Source organism: Sporosarcina sp. OR05 (assembly GCF_041414805.1).
Taxonomy (GTDB): Bacteria; Bacillota; Bacilli; order Bacillales_A; family Planococcaceae; genus Sporosarcina; species Sporosarcina saromensis.
This window is the reverse complement of the sequence record NZ_JANKJL010000005.1, coordinates 134,439-156,496: the sequence shown is the minus strand read 5'-3', so window position 1 is coordinate 156,496 and position 22,058 is coordinate 134,439. Positions and strand designations below refer to the sequence as shown.

Genomic DNA, 22,058 nt, shown 5'->3' with positions numbered 1-22,058 from the left:
CAGGACCGAATTGATGCGTTTTTGAATGAATGACAAACGCCGCCATTAAACTGAATAAAGTTTAATGACGGCTTTTTTCATATATATCTCCTGCACCGAGTCCCCCGGCACACCAATCCCTTACTCTTCGTCGCTGCCTCGGTAGCGTTTATAAGGTAGGACGTTCCAAGTACGATAGTCAAAATCATGAGGACGTAACACTTTGGGAATGTCTTCAAGGATTTTCGTCGCGACGTTCAATTCCTTTTCAGCTTCTTCCTTGTCTTGGTACATGAATTCGTCCGATGCAACTGTCGGCGCTTGCTGTACTTTCTCTTTCAAGTCCTGGACGACCATTTGTTGTTGGTTGTGTAGCGATTCACGTGCATCCATGACCCATTCAGGTTGCAAGTTGCGGTTTGTGTCCCCTACACTTGTATACTCGTTAAAAATGTCTTGATAAATCCGATTTGCATTCGCTCGTACATCGAGATTAACCGCTTCCAAATCACGATTCGTCAGTTCTTCGACCGTTAGCGGTTCTAGTCGTTTCGGACCACCGAGTCTTGTCCTTTCCAAATAGAACGGGAACATGCTTTTTATCGTTTTACCTACTGGCGAAATGGCAACTTCACTTTCATCCAGCCCCTTTGGTTGAACACCTTGCATTGCGATTCGTGCCGATTCAGGGCGGACAATCTCTTTCGGGGGCATAATTCCATGACGCAACATCTCACGAATACCTGTCCCCGAAATGTTAATGCGGTATTTTGCATCATGAGGACAGGACTGTTCAGTTGCCTGTGCATCACACCTTGTACAATAAAACACTTCATGGAACAATCGAATATCAATACCGAGTTCTTCCGGCTTGAACTGATCAAAAATGCTATGGCTCGCATATTTATCGTAATAATCCCCAATGCCCGCATGATCACGACCAATTAGCGCATGTGTACACCCATAGTTTTTCATGATCAATGCATGGAGCACCGTTTCCCGCGGTCCTGCAAAAATATACGTTACGCGCAATGGTGCAAGGATTGACCTTCCCTTTGGATAATATGTTTCCAAAACACTGCGGTAGGACAACATCCGAAATTCATGTCGCGTATACTCCCGCTTCGCCATTTCGACTAATGGCTGTAAGAGCAAACCATCAATTTCTTCCAAGGCATTTTTATGAATATATTCATGGCCACGATGCAATGGATTAGCCCCCGTGATGAATCCAGCAGCCGAACGGAACTTCTTTTCTTCGTAAAACTCATGCCACGTATCTTTCGGTTCTAGCCTCAATTTCTCAAAAGGTCCCCAATCAACACGTTGCAATAACCGAATCGGCCCCCCTAAAGCCGTGTTCCCCATTCTTCTATAAATCGCATCTACCCCAGGATGATTGCGATCTGTCGTTCCGAATAGATGAGATGCGCGGTATGCTTTATCGTATTCAAAAATATCGCTAATTGACAAAATCGCGACAGGTTCGTTGTTTTCATTTGCAAGTGTCACTTCATCCCCAACTGAAAGTGTTGCAATGATTTCACTGTTTCTAGATCCTGTTGGTGCAAAACTTAACGGCACTGGCCAAACTGTCCCGTTCGCCAAACGGCCTTTTTCCAACACAGACTTATAATCCTCTTCATTCATAAACCCTTCATTTGGTGACAATACCCCAGTCGCAATCATCTCAAGTGTAATGACCGCCTCCATGTCCACCATAATTGTTGGTAACTGCTTAGCCCGCACCATTTCTTCATCGCGTTCTGTACCCGTTACAACCTTGTCTACCAATTTCCCCCCATGCGGTTGTTGCGGATAATTCGCAAATCTGTTCTCCGTGACATTTAACATTCCCATTCCCCTTCCGTTTAAAATAGCATGTTTCAAAAAGCACTTCTATTCTGAATCTTATCATAGATAACTAAGATAAAAAAGTACAATTTTCAGAAATAAAACACAAAAACACGTATCTTACTAGCTGTTATTTCTTTTCACCAAATAGAAAAAGCCCATTGCTACAATGGTACTTAAGAGAATTATAGTCGGACGCTTCGTCGATTTATACCGGACATCATCTGGCGTTATTTCAAAGACACCAATTGGATCAATCGAAATCGCTCCACCCCCTCCTTCTCCTCCAGATCCATCTCCGCCTCCTCCGACTGCATATTTCACTTTGGCAACCGGTAAGACTTTCTTTAAACCCATTTCAATGGGCTCGCCATAAGCAAGCGACACATCTCGATTTCTTGCAAACTTTGTAAAAATTGTTTTGATTGGTGTTTCAATATACGTTCTCTCGTCCGTTACCTCAGTCAATTGTTCCTGTTCAGCTCCCACAATAACTTCACCCCTTTAGTATTTTCATAATAATTCTAACAATATTTCAGCAGTAAATAAAGGTCTGCAGTATATGTAAGTCAGTTCATAAGAAGTCTGCTTATCAAACCAATAAAAAACCACATACAACAAGGACCTTCCTTGTTTGCATGTGGTCATCACTAAAGCTATCCCCTAATCCAGAACTTTAATAAACATTAACAGTAGCCGTCACCTAAATAAGATGCGCCAACGATAATTAATAAAATGAATAATACTACGATTAACGTAAATCCGTTACCGTAGTGGCCACATTTGCCCCCCACATTTCCTGACATCACTTAACACCTCCATTGAACTTTATGATGCTATTCTATGTTCCATTCGCAGCTTCACACATGACAAATCCCTAGAGAAGAGCGTGAGTAGACAATCTCTTCATAGGTTGTAGCAAACTATAATGATTAGAAAGCCTTCCTGATCTACCCTCTTACTCCACAGTGGTGGACAGAACATGTTATAGTTGATAGAGTGCATACTGCCTGTTAATTCTTACAGTTTCGCATACTCACAACGTTCCGAGCTCTTGTTACTATGAAAAGGTAAGACTCGCACACGAATTGTGTTGAATTATTGGAGGTTCCTATATGAATGATTTCTCACGGAGAGATACCGTTAAACTCGGTTTGTTAATGTTTGCATTGTTTTTCGGTGCTGGTAATATGATTTTCCCTCCGTTAGTTGGTCAACAAGCTGGGACGAATACTTGGTTAACGATAGCGGGTTTTCTCATTACAGGTGTCGGACTTCCGTTTCTTGGGGTAGTAGCTGTAGCGAGGAGCGGCAACCAGTTGAGGGATTTAGCAGGAAAAGCTGTGTTTGGTATCGTGTTTACGATACTTGTTTATTTAGCGATAGGTCCTTTTTTTGGTGTACCGCGTACGGCAACAGTTGCATTTGAAATTGGGGCATCCCCATTTGTGCCAACTTCTAGCACAGGACTAGCCTTGTTGCTTTTCACACTACTTTTTTTCGCTGTGACTGCTTGGCTCGCGTTAAAGCCGAACAAAATTATGGATCGATTTGGCAATGTGTTAACACCGATTCTATTGTTGATTGTCGCGACAATCGTTATTGTCGGATTCGTTAACCCTTCAGGAGAGAATGGCCAACCACAGGAAGCTTACGCACAGCATCCATTTACGAGCGGTTTTATTGAAGGGTATTTGACATTAGATGCAATCGCAGCACTCGTATTTGGCATCATCGTCATTAACGCCATTAAAGCAAAAGGCATCACCAATCAGAAGATTCTTACGAAAGTTACAATCAAATCAGGGATGATTGCTGTCATCGGGCTTTGTCTCGTTTATGTCGGTCTTGCATACCTCGGAACGACTAGCCGCACAGTTGCGCCAAATGCCGAAAATGGCGGAGTCATACTAACTGCACTGGCTTACAAGCTTATGGGAACATGGGGGCAACTATTGCTTGGCATTGCGGTTTTGTTAGCATGTCTTACAACGTCTGTCGGCCTCGTTTCTGCATGTGCCACCTTCTTTTCCAATACGTTTAAACGATTTTCCTATCAAGCAGTTGTACTCGTCATCTGCATATTCAGTATTGGGATTGCAAATATTGGACTCACTCAACTAATAGCGATCACCTTGCCAATCCTTATTGGGATTTACCCTTTGGCAATTGTGTTAATAACGATTAGCTTTTTTCATCGTCTCTTTAAAGGCTATCGGGCAGTCTACCTATTTGCGCTCGTTGCAGCAGGCGTTATCGGATTTTTTGATATGTTAAAGGCATTCGGCATTATAATTGGACCCATTACAAGTGTGCTAAATTACTTGCCATTATATGAAGAAGGGATCGGTTGGTTAGTTCCCTCGTTCATCGCCGCCATTATTGGCTATTTTTACGCAAAAAGGTGCCAGGCACCCGAACAATTTTGAATTGTGTCGGTGCCTGGCACTGTCTTTTTATCCTTCAGGTAGTATGTTGCATACTGCAATGCGTTCTTCTTTGATCCACGATTGAAGGAATGTTGACCAGTCATTGACCGTTAATGATTGGATCGTCGGGATGATGTCGAAGTATTCGATGCCTCTATTGGCATGCCATACATATTCTTCTGCGTTCGCTTCGATCGAATTCATCTTCCGCAAAGTACGTCCAATTGTCCGTTTCTTCAATCGTTCAAACTGTTCCTCATCTACTTCGTATGCTTGTAAGGAATGTAGCTGTGCTTTTACCTTGTTTGCAAATGCTTCAGGGTTGTCTGTATTGCTCGTAATCATTGTAAAGCCGAAGTCCTTATCAAGTGTATAAGAGTAGTTGTACGTACTATCAATCAGTTCCGCATCATACAATTCTTTGTAAAACTCTCCGCTCAAACCGAAGAAGTATTCGAGTGTCATTTCAGTTAATCGCGTTCGCTTGGACAAGACTTCTGGGGCGATTGCAGATTCATATTCTTTAATTCCGATACTGCATTTCGGTGTTCCAATCGGCATGGTAATTGTCGTTTCTATGCTTGCAACTTCCCCTGGCTCCTCCGTATGAATACGGACAATTGGTTCAGGTTGTGCGAATGTACGATTTTCTTGATCCGTTTTAATCACGTCCAACATCTTTTCCAAATCGAAGTTCCCTGTCACGCATAGTTTCATATTGGAGGGATGATAGAATGTGCGGAAAGACGTATACAAATCTTCTTTCGTCATACTATTAATCGATTCGATGGAACCAAGCACTTCATTTTTCACCGGGTGCTGACTAAACAATGATTTTAACATAAGGAAATACATCCGTTGTGCGGGCTCGTCGGCATACATCTGTGACTCTTGAACAATGATTCCTTTTTCACTTTCCACTGTTTCATCAGTAAAAAATGAATCTTGTACGAAATCGATTAAAAGCTTCACGTTGTCATACGCATGGTCTGTTGCTGAGAAATAATAAGCGGTCTCTGTTGCATTCGTATAAGCATTCGACTGCGCACCAAGCCTGCTAAATTCTGCAACGATGTCCCGTCCTTCCCCTTTGTCGAACAACTTGTGTTCAAGGAAATGCGCAACGCCGTCAGGAGCTTCAATCGGATCCTTTTCACCTAATGGCACAAAACGGAGATCTGCAGCGCCAAAATCAGTTGTAAATGTCGCAAACACATTGTTCATCGCCGGTTTTGGGATGAGGATCACTTCTAACCCATTGGCTAACGTCTCTTTGTAAACAGTTTCATCTATATTCTCAAATTGAATGGCCTTCATCAGTTTGCCTCCTTGTTCGTCAAGAAGAAGATCGTATCTTTCTCCAATTTACTTGCCGCTTGCATGACGGCAGCCTTATCGACTGCTGCTACTTCTTCAATGTAATCGATCGAAGACTTCGACGTGCCTGTTAAGATCTGCTTGTACACGTCATCAATCAGACCAATTGCACTATCTTGAGAACCTTTCAAGTCATTGATCAGCAAGGACTTCGCCTCTTCCAATGCATTGTCACTAAATTCGCCAGTTTGTAAGGCAATGATTTGCTCATCAACAATTTGCATCGTCTTTTCATAATTCTCTCCAGCAATTCCACTGTAGATGAATAATTTATCACTAAACGCATCCAAACTCGCACTTACATAATATGCTAAACTATGTTTTTCACGCACATTCATGAACAACAAAGAACCCATATAGCCGCCTAACAGCATCGAACCGACTAACATTGGCACACAATCAGCTTTGCTAAGGTTTGTATGCGTGCGGTAGCCGATATGTAGTTTTGCTTGTTGAATGTCTTCGTGTTCAATGACTTCCTTTACAGCGGATACACTTTTAAAGTCCTCAAATATCGTCATTTCATCGTGCAGTTCTACCGCATTTCTTTCCGATAAACCAACGAGTGATGTACGAATTGTCTCCTCCATTAGAGTAGGATTGAAATCTCCTGTGATGAAAACGTCAACCCTTGCTGAATTTACCACCTGCTCGTATGCTTCATACAAATTCTGTCCATTGATCGCTTGTAAATCTTCAGCATAGCCTTGTCCATGGATTGCGTATACTTCACCTTTCGCCATCTCATCGATTAAACGGACATTAGCATAGGACATCTTATTATCTTTCATCGCTTCCAAATGACGACGGAGCGTTTCTTTTTCTTGTTTTACAACAGCTTCATCAAAAGCACCATTATGTACATTCGGATGGAAGATCATTTCATTTAAAAATGCGAACACATCTGCCGCTAATGTATTTTCATTTGGAATGAATTTCTCATTCGCCATATCCATTTGGAAGTTTAAAATATGACTCGTTCCGGACTTCCATCCACCAATCCCAATTGCCGCACCATACAAGTCATCAAGACGTTCTTGGATAGCCGCTTTTGTTGGATAAGTCAAACATCCTCTTCTTAGCACAGTTGGCAAGAGTGCTAATCGAGTGATCGTCTCCCGATCTACTTTTGTTTGAAACTTCACTTCTACTGTATTTGTCTTAAACTTTTTACTCGGCATAATATGAACATGCATGCCATTTATCAATAACGTGTTCTTACCGTTTGCTTCCATGTTACATTCCTCCCTCTTGAACTTTCCGCACGTCTTCATCGTGGCGCGTTTCGTGCAGACCCCTCCATCGCGTGCTCATTCCAACATTCTGAATCTACTCACAGTGTACTGTCTCGCTATTTTCAATACAACATTTTCAGCACACCTAGACCCCGTTTCTACTCATTTTGTACAAATCCTTGTTCATTCAGGAGACAAAAAATAAGCAACATCGGCCAATGCATATAGCCAATGTTGCTGAAAAGGATTATGATTTATTTTTTAGAATGTGTCGACCACCATACACAATCCGGTCGATAGCTCCATTTTCATTTCCAATAAACTGCAATACATCCCCGTTGTCTGGATTGTCCACATAATGATTGTCTCCAATCGACCAAAGCTGCTTGAATTGACCGTTCGAAACAATCCCAAACAAACCATCCTGGAGCTCTACGGTAACATGCATTCCTTCACTTGACGTATAGACACCAAGCAACTGTTCAACAGCAGTACTGTCTACCTCCATGATTTCATAGGTTCCAGCAGAAGCGTCATATGGTCGTCCTTCCACAACATTCATTGCCGCCATGAGTACGTCCCCTGCTGAGACATCCGCTACATTCGTCAAAATGACACCCGCAAGTTTCTTTTCAGGGATGGCACACATAAAGGATGAAACCCCTTTTAGCCCGCCTCCGTGGCTGATTAGCTTGGAGCCAAAGTAGTCTGGAATGATGCGCAAGCCATACCCATAACATTTCCCTGGTTCATACTCAATATGAGGCGTCATCATCTGCTCGACACTTTCTTTGGATAAAATCCTCGTCCCCTCAATGACCCCTTCATTCCAATATAGTTCTAAATAACGGATGATATCGTTCACAGTTGACTTCAAATAGCCGACTGCACGCATGGATGGGGCATCCCACCAAAGCGGTGCTTCATACACTTGCGTTCCATCTTTCGCTTTCATATATAACGTCGTAACATTTTCAAACTGTTCCAAGACTTCCATTTCAAAGAAGCTTCTCGTCAACCTTGCGGGTTTTAAGACATTCGCTTCCATAAACGACTCGTAAGGCTCCCCGCTCACTCGACTAATAATGACACCAAGCAAACCATAGGAGTCATTAGAGTAACTGTAATACTCGCCCGGTTCCCCTAACCAAGCCACGTCCTCGTTCGCCATAAATGCGAGCATCTCATCATACGTTTCAATATGCGGACCAGGGTTGTTCAATAAATCCAATCCATAATCTTTCGCAGAAGGATCTTGTTCAATACTATTTTTCCGTGCATAGACATGCGTCGCTAACGGCGGATACCCAGCCGTATGGGTCATCAAATGATGAATCGTAATGTTCTCGACATGCGCATTTGTCCGTAACTCCGGCAAATACTGTACGATTGGATCACTGACGGACAACTTTCCTGCCTCTTGTAGTTTCATAATCCCCACGCATGTAAAGGACTTTGTCATCGATGCAATGCCAAACACTGTATCCCCGTCAATGGGCAGCTGCTGTGCCACTTGTCGATAACCAAAAACCTTCTCATACACCCTATTTCCATTTTCAGAGATGCCGACCATTGCCCCTGGAATCATCTGTTGTTCCATAAAATCAGCTGCATATTGCTCATAAGCTTTCACTGCTATTGTCTCACTCATGTACCCATCCCCTTTGCAAGTCGAAAGTTTTCCTTTCCGCCTACCCAACTCTCAGTTCTCTAGCTATATTCGTCAAAAACGTGGCTTTTCCCTTCCGACACTGCAATTTTTGTCGAAGAGGTCCCTGCTAGAAGAAAGCAGAATTCTTTTTGTCTTCCTATTATCCAATATGCTTCAACGCTTCCCGTCGACTTAACGGCTTCAATGGCGTGTCTTCTACAAACTGCTTCACAATTGCCGCGTCCGTCTTGGCATACTCCCTTAACGCCCATCCAATCGCTTTCTGGATGAAAAACTCTTTCGAATCCACATGTTGTTGAATGATGCGAAAAAGTAAATCGACATCGGTCTCTTTCTTGAATTTTAATTGATGCAAAATGGCAGAACGGTTTGTCCACATATTGTTTGATTGTGACCATTCAAGCATGACTTTCTCACCGTAGGGGCGATCTTGCTTGACAATATGTCCGACAAAATGCGGAGCGATCGCGTCAATCGTATCCCACCACGACTTTGCTTCAATTAATTGAAGGAGCTGATCATAGTCCTCAACCGTCAACTGTTTCTTCATTTTTTCAATCAATGCAATTGCTGCGTACTGATACTCTCGCTCAGGTAATGTATAAAGCTTTGCTACTTCTTTAAAGAGCTGTTCCGGTTTTGGAAGTGCAAACGTAAGAAATTGTTCACGTATTAACGTTTTACGCAATGGACTCCTAATGCCTATAAACGTAAAATGCCCTTTCATATATGCTGCCATCTGTTCTGCTTGCACCTCATCCCGGTTCGCTTCAAACTTTTCAACAATCCCTGCTATCGTCCATTCCTTCTTCACTGCCACCATCTCCTTTTGTCGTTCAACTGATTTTTTTACCGTGTAAGATTTACCCAACGTCCATTTATTGTTACTATTAATAAAAGGATCCGTACATACTTATTTGTAGAAATTGAATCGATTTCTAACAATTATAACAATATTCCATAGAGGAGAACATACGATGAATTCATTTACAAAAGTTTTTCAAGGAACAGCATTTACAAGCGCTTCCCCTAAAGAAGTGACCGTTTTACAAGACTGCCTCTTCTGCATTGATGAAGCGGGCATTATTGCGAAAATCGTTCATCCAGAAGACGACGCTTATAACGAAATCCTACAGGAATACAAAAACACAGACGCTTTCCACCGTTTCGAGAAAGGCACATACATTCTTCCTGGCTTCGTCGACTTGCATGTACATGCCCCGCAATGGATTCAAGCAGGAACTGCACTCGATATCCCTTTAAATGATTGGCTAAACACGTATACTTTCCCAACCGAAGCGAAATTTGCTGATACAACGTTCGCAAAGACGGTCTATAGTGATGTCGTCGATACACTACTAGCAAACGGCACAACAACAGCTCTATACTTTGCGACTATCCATAAAGAAGCGAGTATCATCTTGGCCGAATTATGTGCCGAGAAAGGGCAACGTGGATTAGTCGGGAAAGTCGTCATGGATGACCCTGAACAGACACCCTCATTTTATAAAGATGAAAACACAGCAACTGCTCTCGCAGAAACAGAGGAATTTATCGTTGCCGTTAAAGAACTAGCGAAGAAGACGAAACAAGGTGTCTATCCAGTTGTCACCCCTCGGTTCATCCCTAGTTGTACAGACGAAGCATTACAAGGACTCGGTGAATTGGCTGCTAAATATGATACACATATTCAATCACATTGTAGTGAAAGCGATTGGGCGCATGGTTATGTACAAGAACGGTTCGGTAAAAATGATGCACAAGCGCTACATGACTTTGGTTTATTGCAAGAGAAATCGGTCATGGCTCATTCGAATTTTTTGAATGATGAAGATGCACAATTATTTGCGGAAACAGGCAGCGCAATTGCTCACTGTCCCGTTTCAAATGCTTATTTTGCCAATAGCGTCATACCGATTGCCCGTTTCATGGCGATGGGCGTGGAAATCGGTTTAGGTTCGGACATTTCCGGGGGCTTCTCTCCTAGCTTATACGACAATACGAGACAAGCCGTCATCTCTTCAAGAATGTTGGAAGATGGCGTAGACACAAGTCTTCCAGCAGATCAGCGCGGTGTACCAAATTCCCGGATTACGATAAATGAAGCATTCTATCTTGTAACAGCAGGAGGTGGAGAAAGTTTAAGTCTTCCAATTGGTCGAATTGAAGAAGGATATGCATGGGATGCACAAATGATTGATACGACAATTGCCACTGCTCGCTTACCGATTTATGGAGATGAAGGTAGTTTAATGGATACGTTTGAGAAGATCATTTATTTGACACGTCCGGAAAACATCCGTCAAGTTTGGGTACAAGGTGAGAAAGTGCATAATCGCAACTAACATCACTTTTAGCAGTACGGATAATTGTAAGGGGGATTTAACAGATGACTCAAGACATGAATGAATTATTCATCGAACATCGAAAGGTCCACGTTCTTTATTCTTATCAGACGATGCAAAACTATTTGAAACAAGTTCTAAGCTTTATTGAAGAGGGAATTGTTCAAGAAGAGTATGTATTACTTGTAGAAAACGAACGTCTTTCACTAAGCATCATGAACGAATTACGCAAACGATTTTCTGCAGAACAATTGGAGTTTGTCCATCTCATTAACAGCTTGCATTTTTACCGTTCGAGCGGGAGCTACCATCCCCCAGCCATTGCAGAATACTTTACGAAGACGGTTGAACCTTACGTCACAAACGGTGTAAAGTTTCGCTCATGGGCTCATGTCGAGTGGGCAACTATGACGGAGCCTCATTATCTTATCAAGGACTTCGAGAAGATTGTGGATGGAGCGGTAAACGACTATGCTTTTCCGTTGATTTGTGCATATGCTTCAGATAAAATGCCCGATCACCTTCTGCAAATTCTACTTGAAACGCATCCATATGTATTAGTGGAAAATGAACTTGTGCAATCTGTACAATATCAATAAACAAAAACGGGCCTTATGGTAGGGGCCCGTTTTCCGTTTCATTTAATTGCAAAATTGTACTTTGTAGCAAATAATCTACTTCATATTTCAAAGCGAGCTCTCGAATAAGCATCAGCAGTTCTCTCACTTCCACTTCACCTGTACTGAATGCATTTGCCTTTAATACATATGTTTGTCTTTCTTGAGCAGACGCGTACTTCTTAAAATAGCCCCACATATGCTGATAGGCATTCAACACTGAACCGATAGAAGGGCGTAGCGTAAAAGCATCATCTATGAGTGTTTTCACTCGCTCGACATCTACCCCACTTTTAAGGACAGAACGAATCTCATTGTAATGCTTTTGGCTGTAAAACATCACTTTGTATTTTTCTAGACTCCATAGCTTATCGATTTCCTTACGATTGTTCACGTGATTCCTCCCCAGACACATGACATTCTCATCTCCCCAACTCGATTCAAATCATACAGAATAAAACACAAGTCGATTACTAAATGGATCAATGACCGTCAGTTCCTTTTTTTCTGGAGTCCCCCATGGTACAACTTCTAAGTTTGGATTTGCAAAAACGTATTTCTTTTTCGTTAAACTGGCATGGTAGCTACTCACATCATCTACCCTGATTCTAATTGCAGCACCTGGAGACGCGTCCCCATGATGCTCTGACAAATGGAGGATAACGTCTTGTCCTAGAGACACTTGCAAATACAAAGGGAAGCCTTCTTCAAATCGATGTTCCCAGTCGACCTCAAATCCTAAATACGTTTGATAAAATTCCAATGCTTTTTCACGATTATAGATTCGTAATATCGGAATAACCATCTTCCCATCCCCCATTATTTATCATTCATTGCCATGAAAACGGACAATCTACTCACTATTGTAGGTGAAATGCATACCAGTTTCATATCGTAAAGTCATTTCCCTTACATATACAATCATTTATATGTAAAAAAGCAGCTACAAACAACATGTTTGGCATGTCTTAGTAACCGCCTCTCCTCATTATTCAATTGTCTCTTTAAAAGATTTTCTGACGGACTGTAATTTTGTTAGTTTCACGTTTAAATTACGAATGGAATCTTCATGAAGTTCGACTTTACCATCAATATGATGTTGCTTCCATGCTTTAAGGTTTTTCCGGTATACTTGCTCAGACAAACGATAAATGTCAATATCCTTTTTCAATGCCGTTTCATACGTTTTCGTTATTTCTTTTTTAACCTTTTTGATGATTCCTTCCCTAATTTCATCAATCGTCACCTGTCCTTCAATAACACTAATTGTCGCTTCCAATTCTACATCAACATCAAAGAAAAAATCTTCTCCACGAACGACAGGCTCCACTTTTAATTTCACCTTTTCGATATTGACCGTTATCGCCTTGTCACTGTCATCTTTAAAGGTAATCTGTCCCCTTTCAGTATCATTGGACATCCATTGCATACCACGAACATCATCACCTTCTATGAAACCTTTAAATCCGTTTGGAGTTGCTACGCCTACCCCTGCTAAAACGGGAGCTTTAATGGCTTCATTAATAGATGTCCAATTCTCATCAATCCTTATTAAAGGTATCATTGCTTCGTGACTCGGCTCGTTCATATCGATAATTACTTTTCGAATGTTCATCGGATCGATAAATGATTCCTGTTTAAAAGAATTTTCCGGATCACCAAGTTTAGATAATGTAATCGCTCGGTTAATAACTGGACGTAATAGTAAGACTTCTTCTACGGAATCCTTCGTTGCATACACCCAAATTTGATAACGTGTTTCCCTGTACCGTATAAACAAATCAATAATCGGACTTAATTCATCATTTTTCATTACTTCTTCAGAAACGACAATATAACTCATATGCCCCCAAAATACCTTTTGATCGATGGAATGATACAATTGAAAGATTGCTTCATCGACTGTTCTCCCGGTAGCATGACCTACTTCCACTTGTGGTAGATCAGATAAGGGTTCTTCACTTTTCGCCACATTTGTGAAATCGATAATTTGTGCATACAATTGATATTGCCCATCTTTAAAATCAACTCCGATACCGTTTATATAGAGCATCCGTTCAGGTTCATTCGAATCCCAACAACCAGAGAGTACGGCCATCGTCAATAGTAATAGAAATATGAGTTTTCTTTTCATTGGACCCCTCTCTCCATCTTGATTGTTCGATGCAATGTTTAACTACAATCCCCTTATTGCTCAATCGTTTCTCGGAATGTCTTTCTCTCCGAATCCAATTTTTCAATACTAACAGTCACTTTGCGTATCGTATCATCCGATAACTCCACCCTCCCTTCTTTCTGCACTTTCTTCCACGCTTTCAAATCTTTCCGGTACAATTTTTCTGAAAACCGATAAACATCTATCCCTTTTTCTAATGCCGCTTCATACGTATCTTGAATTTCCTTCTTAATTTCTTTTTTAATGCCGTCTTGAATTTCAAATATAGATGGATTTCCTTCCATTACATAGACCGTGGCATTCAATTTTAATTCAATATCCACTTGCACTTTATCTGCTTGTACGATTGGGTGAACTTGCACATTCAAGTTCTCAATAACAACTGTAATAAAATCTCCACCATTTGCTCGAAAAGTCACTTCCCCTCTTTTCATCTCTTTTGACATCCACTGTATCCCTCTTGCATTTTCTGTTTCAATAAACCCTTTAAATCCAGTTGGCGTCACTGCTCCGACTCCAGATAGGACTGGTGCTTTTATTGGCTCCTTGCTCGAGCGCCAATTTTCTTCAACGGCTATTAACGGAATTAATGCTTCATGACTAGGTTCATTCAAGTTTATAATTAATTTACGAACATTTAGCGGTTGTATGAAGGACTCTTGTTTAAAAGAATTTTCTGGATCGCCAAGCTTTGACAAGGTAACTGCTCGATTAATAACAGGTCTTACTAATAACACTTCTTGCACCGGATCCTTCGTTGTGTATACCCATATTTGATAACGTGTTTCTCTGTCTCTGATAAAACTATCAATAATCGGACTTAACCTCTCCTTTTTTAAAACTTCTTCTGACACAACAATATACGAAAAATGCCCCCAGAAAACTTTTTGGTCGACGGAATGGTATAATTCGTAAATTGCTTCATCCATTGTGGCACCTTTTGCATGTCCAACTTCCACCTGCGGTTGATCTCCTGGAGGCTGATCTGATTTAGCTATATTGGCAAAACTCATAATTTGCGCATATACTTCATATTGTCCATCTTTAAAATCTACACCAATTCCATTAATGTAAAGCATTCGTTCAGGTTGGTCATCATCCCAACATCCAGAAAGTACGAACATTGCCATTAACAGTAACAAAGTAAGTAATTTATTGTTTATTTTTATTTGCATTCGTTTGACCTCTTGTTTTGTCAATGGGGTCCAAGTCATTCGGACGTGTTTTGTATTGGTTAGGGGATAATCGGAATAATGTTCTCTTAATCGTTATCCAGCTTAAATCTGCTGAAACGTTCATGTATGGAACACCAAAAATACGGATGCCAGCCAAAAAGAAAATAGTATAGAAAGCGGACATGAAAAATCCGAATAAGCCCAGAAAAGCTGTTAAGAGTATAAAGCATAAACGTAAAATACTTACTGTTGAGACGAGTGATTGATTGACGAGTGTAAATGTCGCTATGGTGGACGTAGCAATTATGACAATCATAGCGGGGCTCGTTATCCCAGCACGAATAGCTGCATCCCCAATAATCAGTCCTCCAACAACTCCAATTGTGCCTCCAAGTGCAGACGGCAGCCGTAAGCCTGCCTCTCTAAACAACTCGAACATGAGCAGCATGAGCAACATTTCAAGCGAAGATGGGAACGGAAGACCCGTATTTGACTGAACAACAGTCGCAAGTAGTTGAAGAGGCAATTGATCCTGATGGAAAGTTGTTAAAGCAAGCCAGAATGCCGGAAGTATTATACCTATTGTCATGCCAAATACACGTAGTAATCTCGTCAACGAGCTAAATAGACTCGGGTACTCATTATCTTCACCTGTTTTCACGAGTAAAAATAAGTTCACTGGGGTTATAATTCCATAGGAAACTCCGTCAATAAAAATTAGAAAACGGCCTCTCACGAGTGCTTGAATTGCTTTATCCGCTCTTCCTGTATAATCGGTTTTAGGGAACAATTTCGTATTTTTATTCACTGTTTCCATTAACAAATCAGCACTAAACACAACATCTGTATCCACTTTTTTTAATTGCTTTTTTATACTGTAAAGCGTCTCTTTACTCGCGATATCATCAAAATATAGTAAGGCTACAGACGTTTTAGATCTTTTTCCTAACTCAAATTTCTCAACGCATAGTGAATTCGTTGGCAGCCGTTTACGAACTAAGGCAATGTTAACTGCAATATCTTCAATGAAGTTATCTCTTGGACCTTTTACAGGCACCTCTAATTTCGTCTCTTCAGGATTCCGATTCGGTTTTTTGGCGATATTACTTGCAAAAATACATCCATTCCCAAAATATAAAAGAACATTTCCTGTATAAATAAGTGAAATCATCTCTTCTTTCTGCGTCACTTTCGTTAAGCTAGGAACATGTAGTTTATTTACAATTATTTTTTCAATTGGTTCATCTTCACGTTGTGTTAGTACTTGTTGTACGCGTGGAACGACGACCTCGTTTAAAAGCTGCTGGTCAATCATTGCCTCACAAGTGATGAATACAACTGGTTGCTCTTTAAAAGTATACGTTTGGAACAGTACATCCGCAGATTTCTCAAATAGTTGTTGTAGTGTCTGGAGATCCGCATTCTTTTCACCCGACTGCATTGTACCTCACCATTTTCTATTTAAGTTTGGTTTGACGGTTCTTCAATGATTTACTCGAAATGGTCGCAATAACTGCTAATATCAATGAGAGTAAGAACAGGAACGAAAATGTAGCGAGAAGCAAATAATCCCCTTTAACCTTCAAAAAAGTATGTTCATTCATCAAAAATAAAAATGCGCACATGAAGAAAAAAGGTGGCGCAATCACTTTCCAAATACGCGGTCGATCACCTGTCATCTTCAACATGTCAATCGCCACATATAAAATAAACCCAACACGAACAAAAGCACCTGTCAGCCATTGATAAATTGATAAGAAATCGATATGTTCGATAAAACGTCCAATGGATACAAGTCCCCACTCTTCATAAGCCGGGTAGCGTTGTTTGGCAGCTTCATCAGGGCCAAATTCAGTAATCGCACCAATAAGTGGTCCTAACGTCAAGCCCATCAGAATAAAGAGCATAATTGCAAAATGGTACCACTTAAATGGGGTTTTTACTTTATGTTGAAGAAAAAGCAGTAAGAGTAACTCAATGAAACCAGATGCAGGATAAACAAGTGCGAATAGTATTGGCGACACGCCATGCTCAAGAAATGGTAATAGTAATTCATAATCCTTAACTTGTATATTTGTAATCGCAACAAAAAAACCAAGGACAACTACCCAAAAGAGGACGAGAGCATTAACAATTACAATGGTTTGTAAGTTTGTTGAAGCGAGTAAAATACAAAGAATCGTGTAAATAATTAACATAAGCAGTAGCGGGGTTTCCGGTAAAAAAGTTCCCGTTATCCATTGCAATGTTTCAGCTAATGTAAATGCCGCTAAAATAAGCAAGAAAATAGCAGTTACATATCTGATAAATGTCGTCGTACGCTTACCAACGGTCACAAGTAACCATTCCATAATTGATTCTTGCTTTGATTTTTTATGAATATACATTAAGAGAAAAATCCATGGAAAAATGACAATCGTAGCAAGAATAACTGTCATCCATCCATCCCTTCCAGCATCTTGTAGCAAAGGCGGGATGATGGTCACGTGGTTCTTTAAACCAATCACTGTCATGGACAGGAATATGACATGCAACACACTAATAGATCCGATTTTATTCACTGGAAAACCCTCTTACGTTTTTATATAGCTAAAGCTTTGACAAAAACAGAGAATTTTATAAGTTAGAACGGATAGAATAAGTGCTCGAGTAATCTCCTAATTAGAGTGTGCTGTACGAAGTTGTTTATCCGTTTTTCCTCATGAAAAAAGCGTCAAGCCTTTAAAGACCTGACACTTTTCCCCATATCCTTATTTTATATATAGAAAACGTTAAAGTTTTAATTAGAACCAATGATTTCTTCAAATTATGCTTTTAGTATGCTACCACCTAAAGATGCAATGGTTTTAAGATAGATTTCACTTTTCCAGTACGGCTCTAATTGACCTTTATGCTGATTCAGCCGTTTGCTTGCACCCATTTCAAGATAGCATTGATAATTCCTTCGAGTTCTTTACCAATTTCCGTCAGTTCATATTCGACTTTCCTAGAACCCGGCTCCGATACATTTTTAATAATTAGACCACGTGTTTCCAATTCACGCAAACGCTCAGTCAATAAGCGATCTGAAATTCCTTGAATATCTGCTAGAAGCTCGTGATACCGTTTTGGTCCGTTTAATAAACGATAGACAATAATACCTGTCCATCTCTTCCCGATGAATTCAATCATTTCATGAAAGCAATCACAGTCATTCTGATAAGTTGTAGGATTACACTCTTCACTATTTCTCATGATCAAAACTCCAATCGTTTAATAATTTCACTTTACCATACTCATTGTTGACAAACAAGCTTACTAATAGTAACCTTATCATCGTACTTACTATTAGTAAGTACATTACAAACAAGGAGTGTTCATTGATGACAGATAAATATGCAATACTTTCCGAAGTAATCCACGAACGTAAATCCGTACGTAATTACGATCCAACTTATACAATTGCAAAAGAAGAAATCGAAGCGATGTTGGTGGAAGCCACACAAGCCCCTTCCTCAAGCAATCTCCAACCATGGCGCTTCATCGTTATCCAAGACCAAGAGACGAAAATGAAAATTAAAGGCTTCGGTTTCAATCAACAACAATTGGAGACAGCTTCTGCCATCATCGCAGTGATTGGTGATACCGAAGCCTATCACAATATCGATGAAATTTATCAATCTAACTATGAGGCAGGCAATATGGACAAAGAAAGTATGGAGAGACTCGCATATAACGCGAAAGCTTTATATCCGAACGCTCCATATGACGCAAGACTGAACATCGCAGCATTCGACGCAGGACTCATCTCCATGCAACTGATGTTGATCGCAAAAGCGAAAGGTTACGACACAGTTCCGATGGGTGGATTCGATAAAGGCCAATTCGCAGAAGCGTTTAATTTGGACAACCGGTATGTTCCACTCGTCCTCATCGCTTTAGGAAAGGCCGCTTCCCCTGCTTATGGTTCCACGCGGTTACCTTTGGAGAAGATTGCGACGTTTGTGTAAGGTAGAAATGGCAAAAAGGAACGTGTGCAATTGAATGCATACGTTCCTTTTTTAGTCCCCGAACCCACCCTCACTGTTTCAGCAAATTAGTACACGGTCGTTACAATTACAATCTATTTGTACACATGTTACAGTACTGGGCGTCATTTGTAACGGCTTTGAACCGCTCGGTATTGCCCCAATACCACCATTGACCCAACTTGCCCTGTTGGCGGGTTTGCACTCACCTTTGCTAAAAACAGCTACCGACTAAATTGTTTACATTTCGTTTTATTGTAGATCAGTTGTCCAATTCAACCCTTGGATGGTCGAATCCATTTCACGAAAAGCTTTCGACAGTTGATCGACCTGTTTTTGGATAGTCGCGACATCCACCGTACTGATCATCTTAATTTCAGTTCTGCTATACCGATCATTCCGCACAGAAGCTTCTTCCGCAACCCTCGCGAGAATTAAGCGTTTCTCCCAAATTTGATCACGTTCGGTTAGCGCATCCGCAAGTGTCCGGTTTTCATCAAATTGGATTGCACAATTGGTCTTATTAATCCGCTTAATAAGATCAGTCAATTCACTCATAATCTCACTTAGCTCTGTTAACAAGGCATTTGGATTTTCTGCAGGCTCTTCCCCTTCCTGCGTTTTCACGTTCACACTAATCCTCTTTTTCAATTGCTGAATTCTCTTTTGATAATCTGCACGTGCAATTAATGCTTCAGCTAGCTTCATAGGGGCTCCTCCTCTATTCAACTCTATTTTTACAGCTATTTTTTAAGAAAGTAATAGTTCGCAAACTCTCTCATTTATTTTACAATACTACAGGATTACATTTTTTACAAAAGAATTCATTTTCCAACCAGTTAGCTCTCTTAAATTTCCTCTTTTCATTCACTCGTATAGTTGTTATACTCGTAAAGTGATTTTTTTCGAAAATAATATTCCACTCATATAATCGCAAGAATATGGCTTGCAAGTTTCTACCGGTCCCCGTAAAGGATTGACTATGAGTGAACCAATACAAATTGGCGTTTAACTTCCTATCCACTTGTGATAGGAGGACCTTTTGACGACCCAAGAAGCATTGTTCACTCATTACTGGTGTGCAATTCTTCTTGGGTTTTTATTATTTTCAAACAAATATTTCACAGACAGTTGTATAAAGGAGAATAAGTAAATGTATGTATTGATTAATAGTATCGGAATTTTAGTAGTACTTGGTTTAGCCTATTTCCTATCTTTCAACAAACGGGAAATTGCTTTCAAACCAATACTCATTCTACTTGTCTTACAGGCAATCACGACTTGGTTCATGTTGTCGACCTCTATCGGCGGCAAAGTGATTACGCTCGTTTCAGATTTCTTTCTTTGGCTAATAAGCAGTTCCATGTCCGGCATCAATTTTGTATTTGGTGATTTTGCACCGCTTGATGGCTCAACGTTTACATTTTTCATGAATGTGCTCATGCCGATCATTTTCGTCGTTACGTTCTTTGACATTTTAACGTATTTCGGCATCTTGCCAATGATTATCAACGGCTTTGGATGGGTCTTTTCCAAAATTACTAAAATGCCTCGTTTTGAGAGTTTTTATGCTGTACAAGTGATGTTTTTAGGGAATAACGAAGCGTTGGCAGTAACACGCGAGCAACTGAACAAAATGGATGACAAACGGCTCTTAACGATTGCGATGATTAGCATGTCTTGTGTGAGTGCGGGAATGCTCGGTGGCTATTTGCAATTGTTGGATCCTAAATACGTTTTAACAGCCATTCCTTTAAATGCGTTAGGGACACTAATCATTACTTCGTTAATTAATCCATACAAAGTAACGAAAGAAGAGGATATTGTTTACAAGCCAGCGAAAGAAGAGCGCGGCAACTTTTTCGATATGATTTCCACGAGTATGATGACAGGTGGAAGACTTGCGTTAATTATTGCGGTCATGCTCATTGGTTTTGTGTCATTAATAACTGCTGCAAACAGCTTCTTAGGGTTACTACACGATGACCTTGCACTTGAAAATATCTTCGGCATTCTCTTCTCACCACTTAGTCTGTTAATGGGTGTTGAGTTTTCTCAAATCCTTGCAGTCGGCCAGTTGATGGGTGTGAAAATCGTATTAAATGAATTTGTTGCGATGACAAATTTGAGTGAATTACTGTCCGGTTTTAATCCGCATACAGAAGCAGTAGCAACAACATTCCTCGTATCGTTCTGTAATTTCGCGACAATCGGTATTATTTTAGGTAGCGTACAGTCCCTATTTGGTGACATGAAAGCTAAATTCATCGCAAAATATACATGGCTGTTGCTGCTAAGTGGTATACTTGTTTCGAGTTTAACAGCAATGATTGTAGGATTATTTGTTTGGTAATGAAAAGGAGTGTTACGAATTGAAAAATGGAACTGCACAATATTGGGTAGAAAAACTCGGACTCCTTCCTCACCCGGAAGGCGGTTTTTATAAAAACACATTCAAATCGGAAGAACAGACAACCGACAAGGAGTTATCGGTCAATTTTGAAGGAACACGCAAACTGTACACGAGCATTTATTTCCTTTTGACGTCAGATAACGTCTCTCACTTCCATCGACTAAAATCGGATGAACTATGGTACTATCATGCCGGCAGTTCATTAACCGTTCATGTAATTGAAGAAGACGGCACTTATAGTGAAATTAAACTCGGAATGGACTTAGAGAACGGCGAAGTGCCACAAGCACTAGTCCCAAAGAACTCGATTTTCGGTTCATCCGTTATGGAAGAAGACACATGCTCCCTCGTTGGTTGCATGGTATCCCCCGGCTTTGAATTCACCGACTTCGAACTGTTCACACAAGCTGAACTGTTAGCGAAATATCCTCAGCATGAAGAAATTATTATGAAATTAGCTTACGAAACGCTTCCTGAGTGAATAAAACATAGGATCTTTATCTTACGGTGTGCAAACTCAAAATACGTTGAGCTTGCACACTTTTTTTGGTTAACCCGTAATACGACGTTTATGCTTTGCATCGATACGATCGAGGCGTATCACAACGTAAACCCTTCGCATCACAACATAAACGCCTCGCATCACAACGCTACCCTCTCGTATCAAAACGCTCGTGCCGTATCACAACGTAAACCCTTTGCATCACAACATAAACGCATCGCATCGCATCACAACGTTACCCTCTCGTATCACAACGCTCGCGGCGTATCACAACGTA

21 protein-coding genes and 1 riboswitch are annotated in these 22,058 nt (G+C 40.6%); of the genes, 6 read left to right on the top strand and 15 right to left on the bottom strand.

Going from position 1 to position 22,058, the window contains the following annotated elements; genetic code table 11:
- Positions 1-120: 120 nt before the first annotated feature.
- From NRI27_RS10365 to NRI27_RS10355, 3 genes are all read right to left on the bottom strand, one after another.
- Positions 121-1,833 (bottom strand): sulfate adenylyltransferase, encoded by a 1,713-nt coding sequence (locus NRI27_RS10365; protein ID WP_371390617.1) that lies wholly within the window; start codon positions 1,831-1,833, stop codon positions 121-123.
- 123 nt (positions 1,834-1,956) lie between these two features.
- Positions 1,957-2,322: a hypothetical protein gene (locus NRI27_RS10360; protein ID WP_371390616.1), complete on the bottom strand. Its 366-nt coding sequence runs from the start codon at positions 2,320-2,322 to the stop codon at positions 1,957-1,959.
- A gap of 197 nt (positions 2,323-2,519) precedes the next feature.
- Complete coding sequence (locus NRI27_RS10355; protein WP_317946233.1) at positions 2,520-2,639, bottom strand: YjcZ family sporulation protein; 120 nt, start codon at positions 2,637-2,639, stop codon at positions 2,520-2,522.
- A gap of 309 nt (positions 2,640-2,948) precedes the next feature.
- Between NRI27_RS10355 and brnQ the strand changes: the two genes are divergently transcribed.
- A complete protein-coding gene (gene brnQ / locus NRI27_RS10350) occupies positions 2,949-4,262 on the top strand; it encodes a branched-chain amino acid transport system II carrier protein (protein ID WP_371390615.1) in 1,314 nt (437 codons plus the stop codon).
- Positions 4,263-4,289: 27 nt separating this feature from the next.
- On the opposite strand, the gene yfmH is transcribed toward brnQ, so the two are convergent.
- From yfmH to NRI27_RS10330, 4 genes are all read right to left on the bottom strand, one after another.
- Complete coding sequence (gene yfmH / locus NRI27_RS10345) at positions 4,290-5,579, bottom strand: EF-P 5-aminopentanol modification-associated protein YfmH (protein ID WP_371390614.1); 1,290 nt, start codon at positions 5,577-5,579, stop codon at positions 4,290-4,292.
- The gene (gene yfmF, locus NRI27_RS10340; protein ID WP_371390613.1) at positions 5,579-6,874 is read right to left on the bottom strand and encodes an EF-P 5-aminopentanol modification-associated protein YfmF; all 1,296 of its coding nucleotides are present in this window, start codon (positions 6,872-6,874) and stop codon (positions 5,579-5,581) included. Before yfmF ends, yfmH begins: the two co-directional genes overlap by 1 nt.
- Positions 6,875-7,121: 247 nt before the next feature.
- Positions 7,122-8,525 carry a serine hydrolase domain-containing protein gene (locus NRI27_RS10335; RefSeq protein WP_371390612.1) on the bottom strand — a complete coding sequence of 468 codons (1,404 nt, stop codon included), beginning with the start codon at positions 8,523-8,525 and terminating at the stop codon, positions 7,122-7,124.
- A gap of 160 nt (positions 8,526-8,685) precedes the next feature.
- Entirely contained in the window at positions 8,686-9,360 is a 675-nt protein-coding gene (locus NRI27_RS10330) for a DNA alkylation repair protein (protein ID WP_371390611.1), read from the bottom strand.
- A gap of 163 nt (positions 9,361-9,523) precedes the next feature.
- Here NRI27_RS10330 and guaD point away from each other — a divergent pair, with 163 nt between their 5' ends.
- Positions 9,524-10,891, top strand: coding sequence for a guanine deaminase (guaD, locus tag NRI27_RS10325; RefSeq protein ID WP_371390610.1), 1,368 nt, complete (start codon positions 9,524-9,526; stop codon positions 10,889-10,891).
- Between the two features lie 44 nt (positions 10,892-10,935).
- Entirely contained in the window at positions 10,936-11,490 is a 555-nt protein-coding gene (locus tag NRI27_RS10320) for an MEDS domain-containing protein (protein WP_371390609.1), read from the top strand.
- A 13-nt stretch (positions 11,491-11,503) separates the two neighbouring features.
- On the opposite strand, the gene NRI27_RS10315 is transcribed toward NRI27_RS10320, so the two are convergent.
- The 7 genes from NRI27_RS10315 to NRI27_RS10285 form a co-directional block, all read right to left on the bottom strand.
- A complete protein-coding gene (locus tag NRI27_RS10315) occupies positions 11,504-11,902 on the bottom strand; it encodes a YbgA family protein (RefSeq protein ID WP_371390608.1) in 399 nt (132 codons plus the stop codon).
- A 51-nt stretch (positions 11,903-11,953) separates the two neighbouring features.
- Entirely contained in the window at positions 11,954-12,313 is a 360-nt protein-coding gene (locus NRI27_RS10310) for a glyoxalase superfamily protein (protein WP_371390607.1), read from the bottom strand.
- Positions 12,314-12,496: 183 nt separating this feature from the next.
- Positions 12,497-13,642 carry a Ger(x)C family spore germination protein gene (locus tag NRI27_RS10305; RefSeq protein ID WP_371390606.1) on the bottom strand — a complete coding sequence of 382 codons (1,146 nt, stop codon included), beginning with the start codon at positions 13,640-13,642 and terminating at the stop codon, positions 12,497-12,499.
- A gap of 53 nt (positions 13,643-13,695) precedes the next feature.
- Entirely contained in the window at positions 13,696-14,859 is a 1,164-nt protein-coding gene (locus NRI27_RS10300; RefSeq protein ID WP_371390605.1) for a Ger(x)C family spore germination protein, read from the bottom strand.
- Complete coding sequence (locus NRI27_RS10295) at positions 14,837-16,300, bottom strand: spore germination protein (protein ID WP_371390604.1); 1,464 nt, start codon at positions 16,298-16,300, stop codon at positions 14,837-14,839. Before NRI27_RS10295 ends, NRI27_RS10300 begins: the two co-directional genes overlap by 23 nt.
- Before the next feature lie 16 nt (positions 16,301-16,316).
- Positions 16,317-17,420 carry an endospore germination permease gene (locus NRI27_RS10290; RefSeq protein ID WP_371390603.1) on the bottom strand — a complete coding sequence of 368 codons (1,104 nt, stop codon included), beginning with the start codon at positions 17,418-17,420 and terminating at the stop codon, positions 16,317-16,319.
- Between the two features lie 337 nt (positions 17,421-17,757).
- A complete protein-coding gene (locus tag NRI27_RS10285; protein ID WP_371390602.1) occupies positions 17,758-18,093 on the bottom strand; it encodes a winged helix-turn-helix transcriptional regulator in 336 nt (111 codons plus the stop codon).
- A 128-nt stretch (positions 18,094-18,221) separates the two neighbouring features.
- On the opposite strand from NRI27_RS10285, the gene NRI27_RS10280 reads away from it, so the two are divergent.
- On the top strand, positions 18,222-18,848 hold the full coding sequence (locus NRI27_RS10280) for a nitroreductase family protein (protein ID WP_371390600.1): 627 nt from the start codon (positions 18,222-18,224) through the stop codon (positions 18,846-18,848).
- 270 nt (positions 18,849-19,118) lie between these two features.
- On the opposite strand, the gene NRI27_RS10275 is transcribed toward NRI27_RS10280, so the two are convergent.
- Positions 19,119-19,574, bottom strand: coding sequence for a DIP1984 family protein (locus NRI27_RS10275; RefSeq protein WP_371390599.1), 456 nt, complete (start codon positions 19,572-19,574; stop codon positions 19,119-19,121).
- Positions 19,575-19,769: 195 nt separating this feature from the next.
- Positions 19,770-19,869, top strand: a riboswitch (purine riboswitch).
- Between the two features lie 150 nt (positions 19,870-20,019).
- Between NRI27_RS10275 and NRI27_RS10270 the strand changes: the two genes are divergently transcribed.
- The gene (locus tag NRI27_RS10270) at positions 20,020-21,219 is read left to right on the top strand and encodes a NupC/NupG family nucleoside CNT transporter (RefSeq protein ID WP_317945511.1); all 1,200 of its coding nucleotides are present in this window, start codon (positions 20,020-20,022) and stop codon (positions 21,217-21,219) included.
- Positions 21,220-21,238: 19 nt separating this feature from the next.
- A complete protein-coding gene (locus tag NRI27_RS10265; RefSeq protein ID WP_371390598.1) occupies positions 21,239-21,760 on the top strand; it encodes a cupin domain-containing protein in 522 nt (173 codons plus the stop codon).
- The last annotated feature ends 298 nt before the right edge of the window (positions 21,761-22,058 follow it).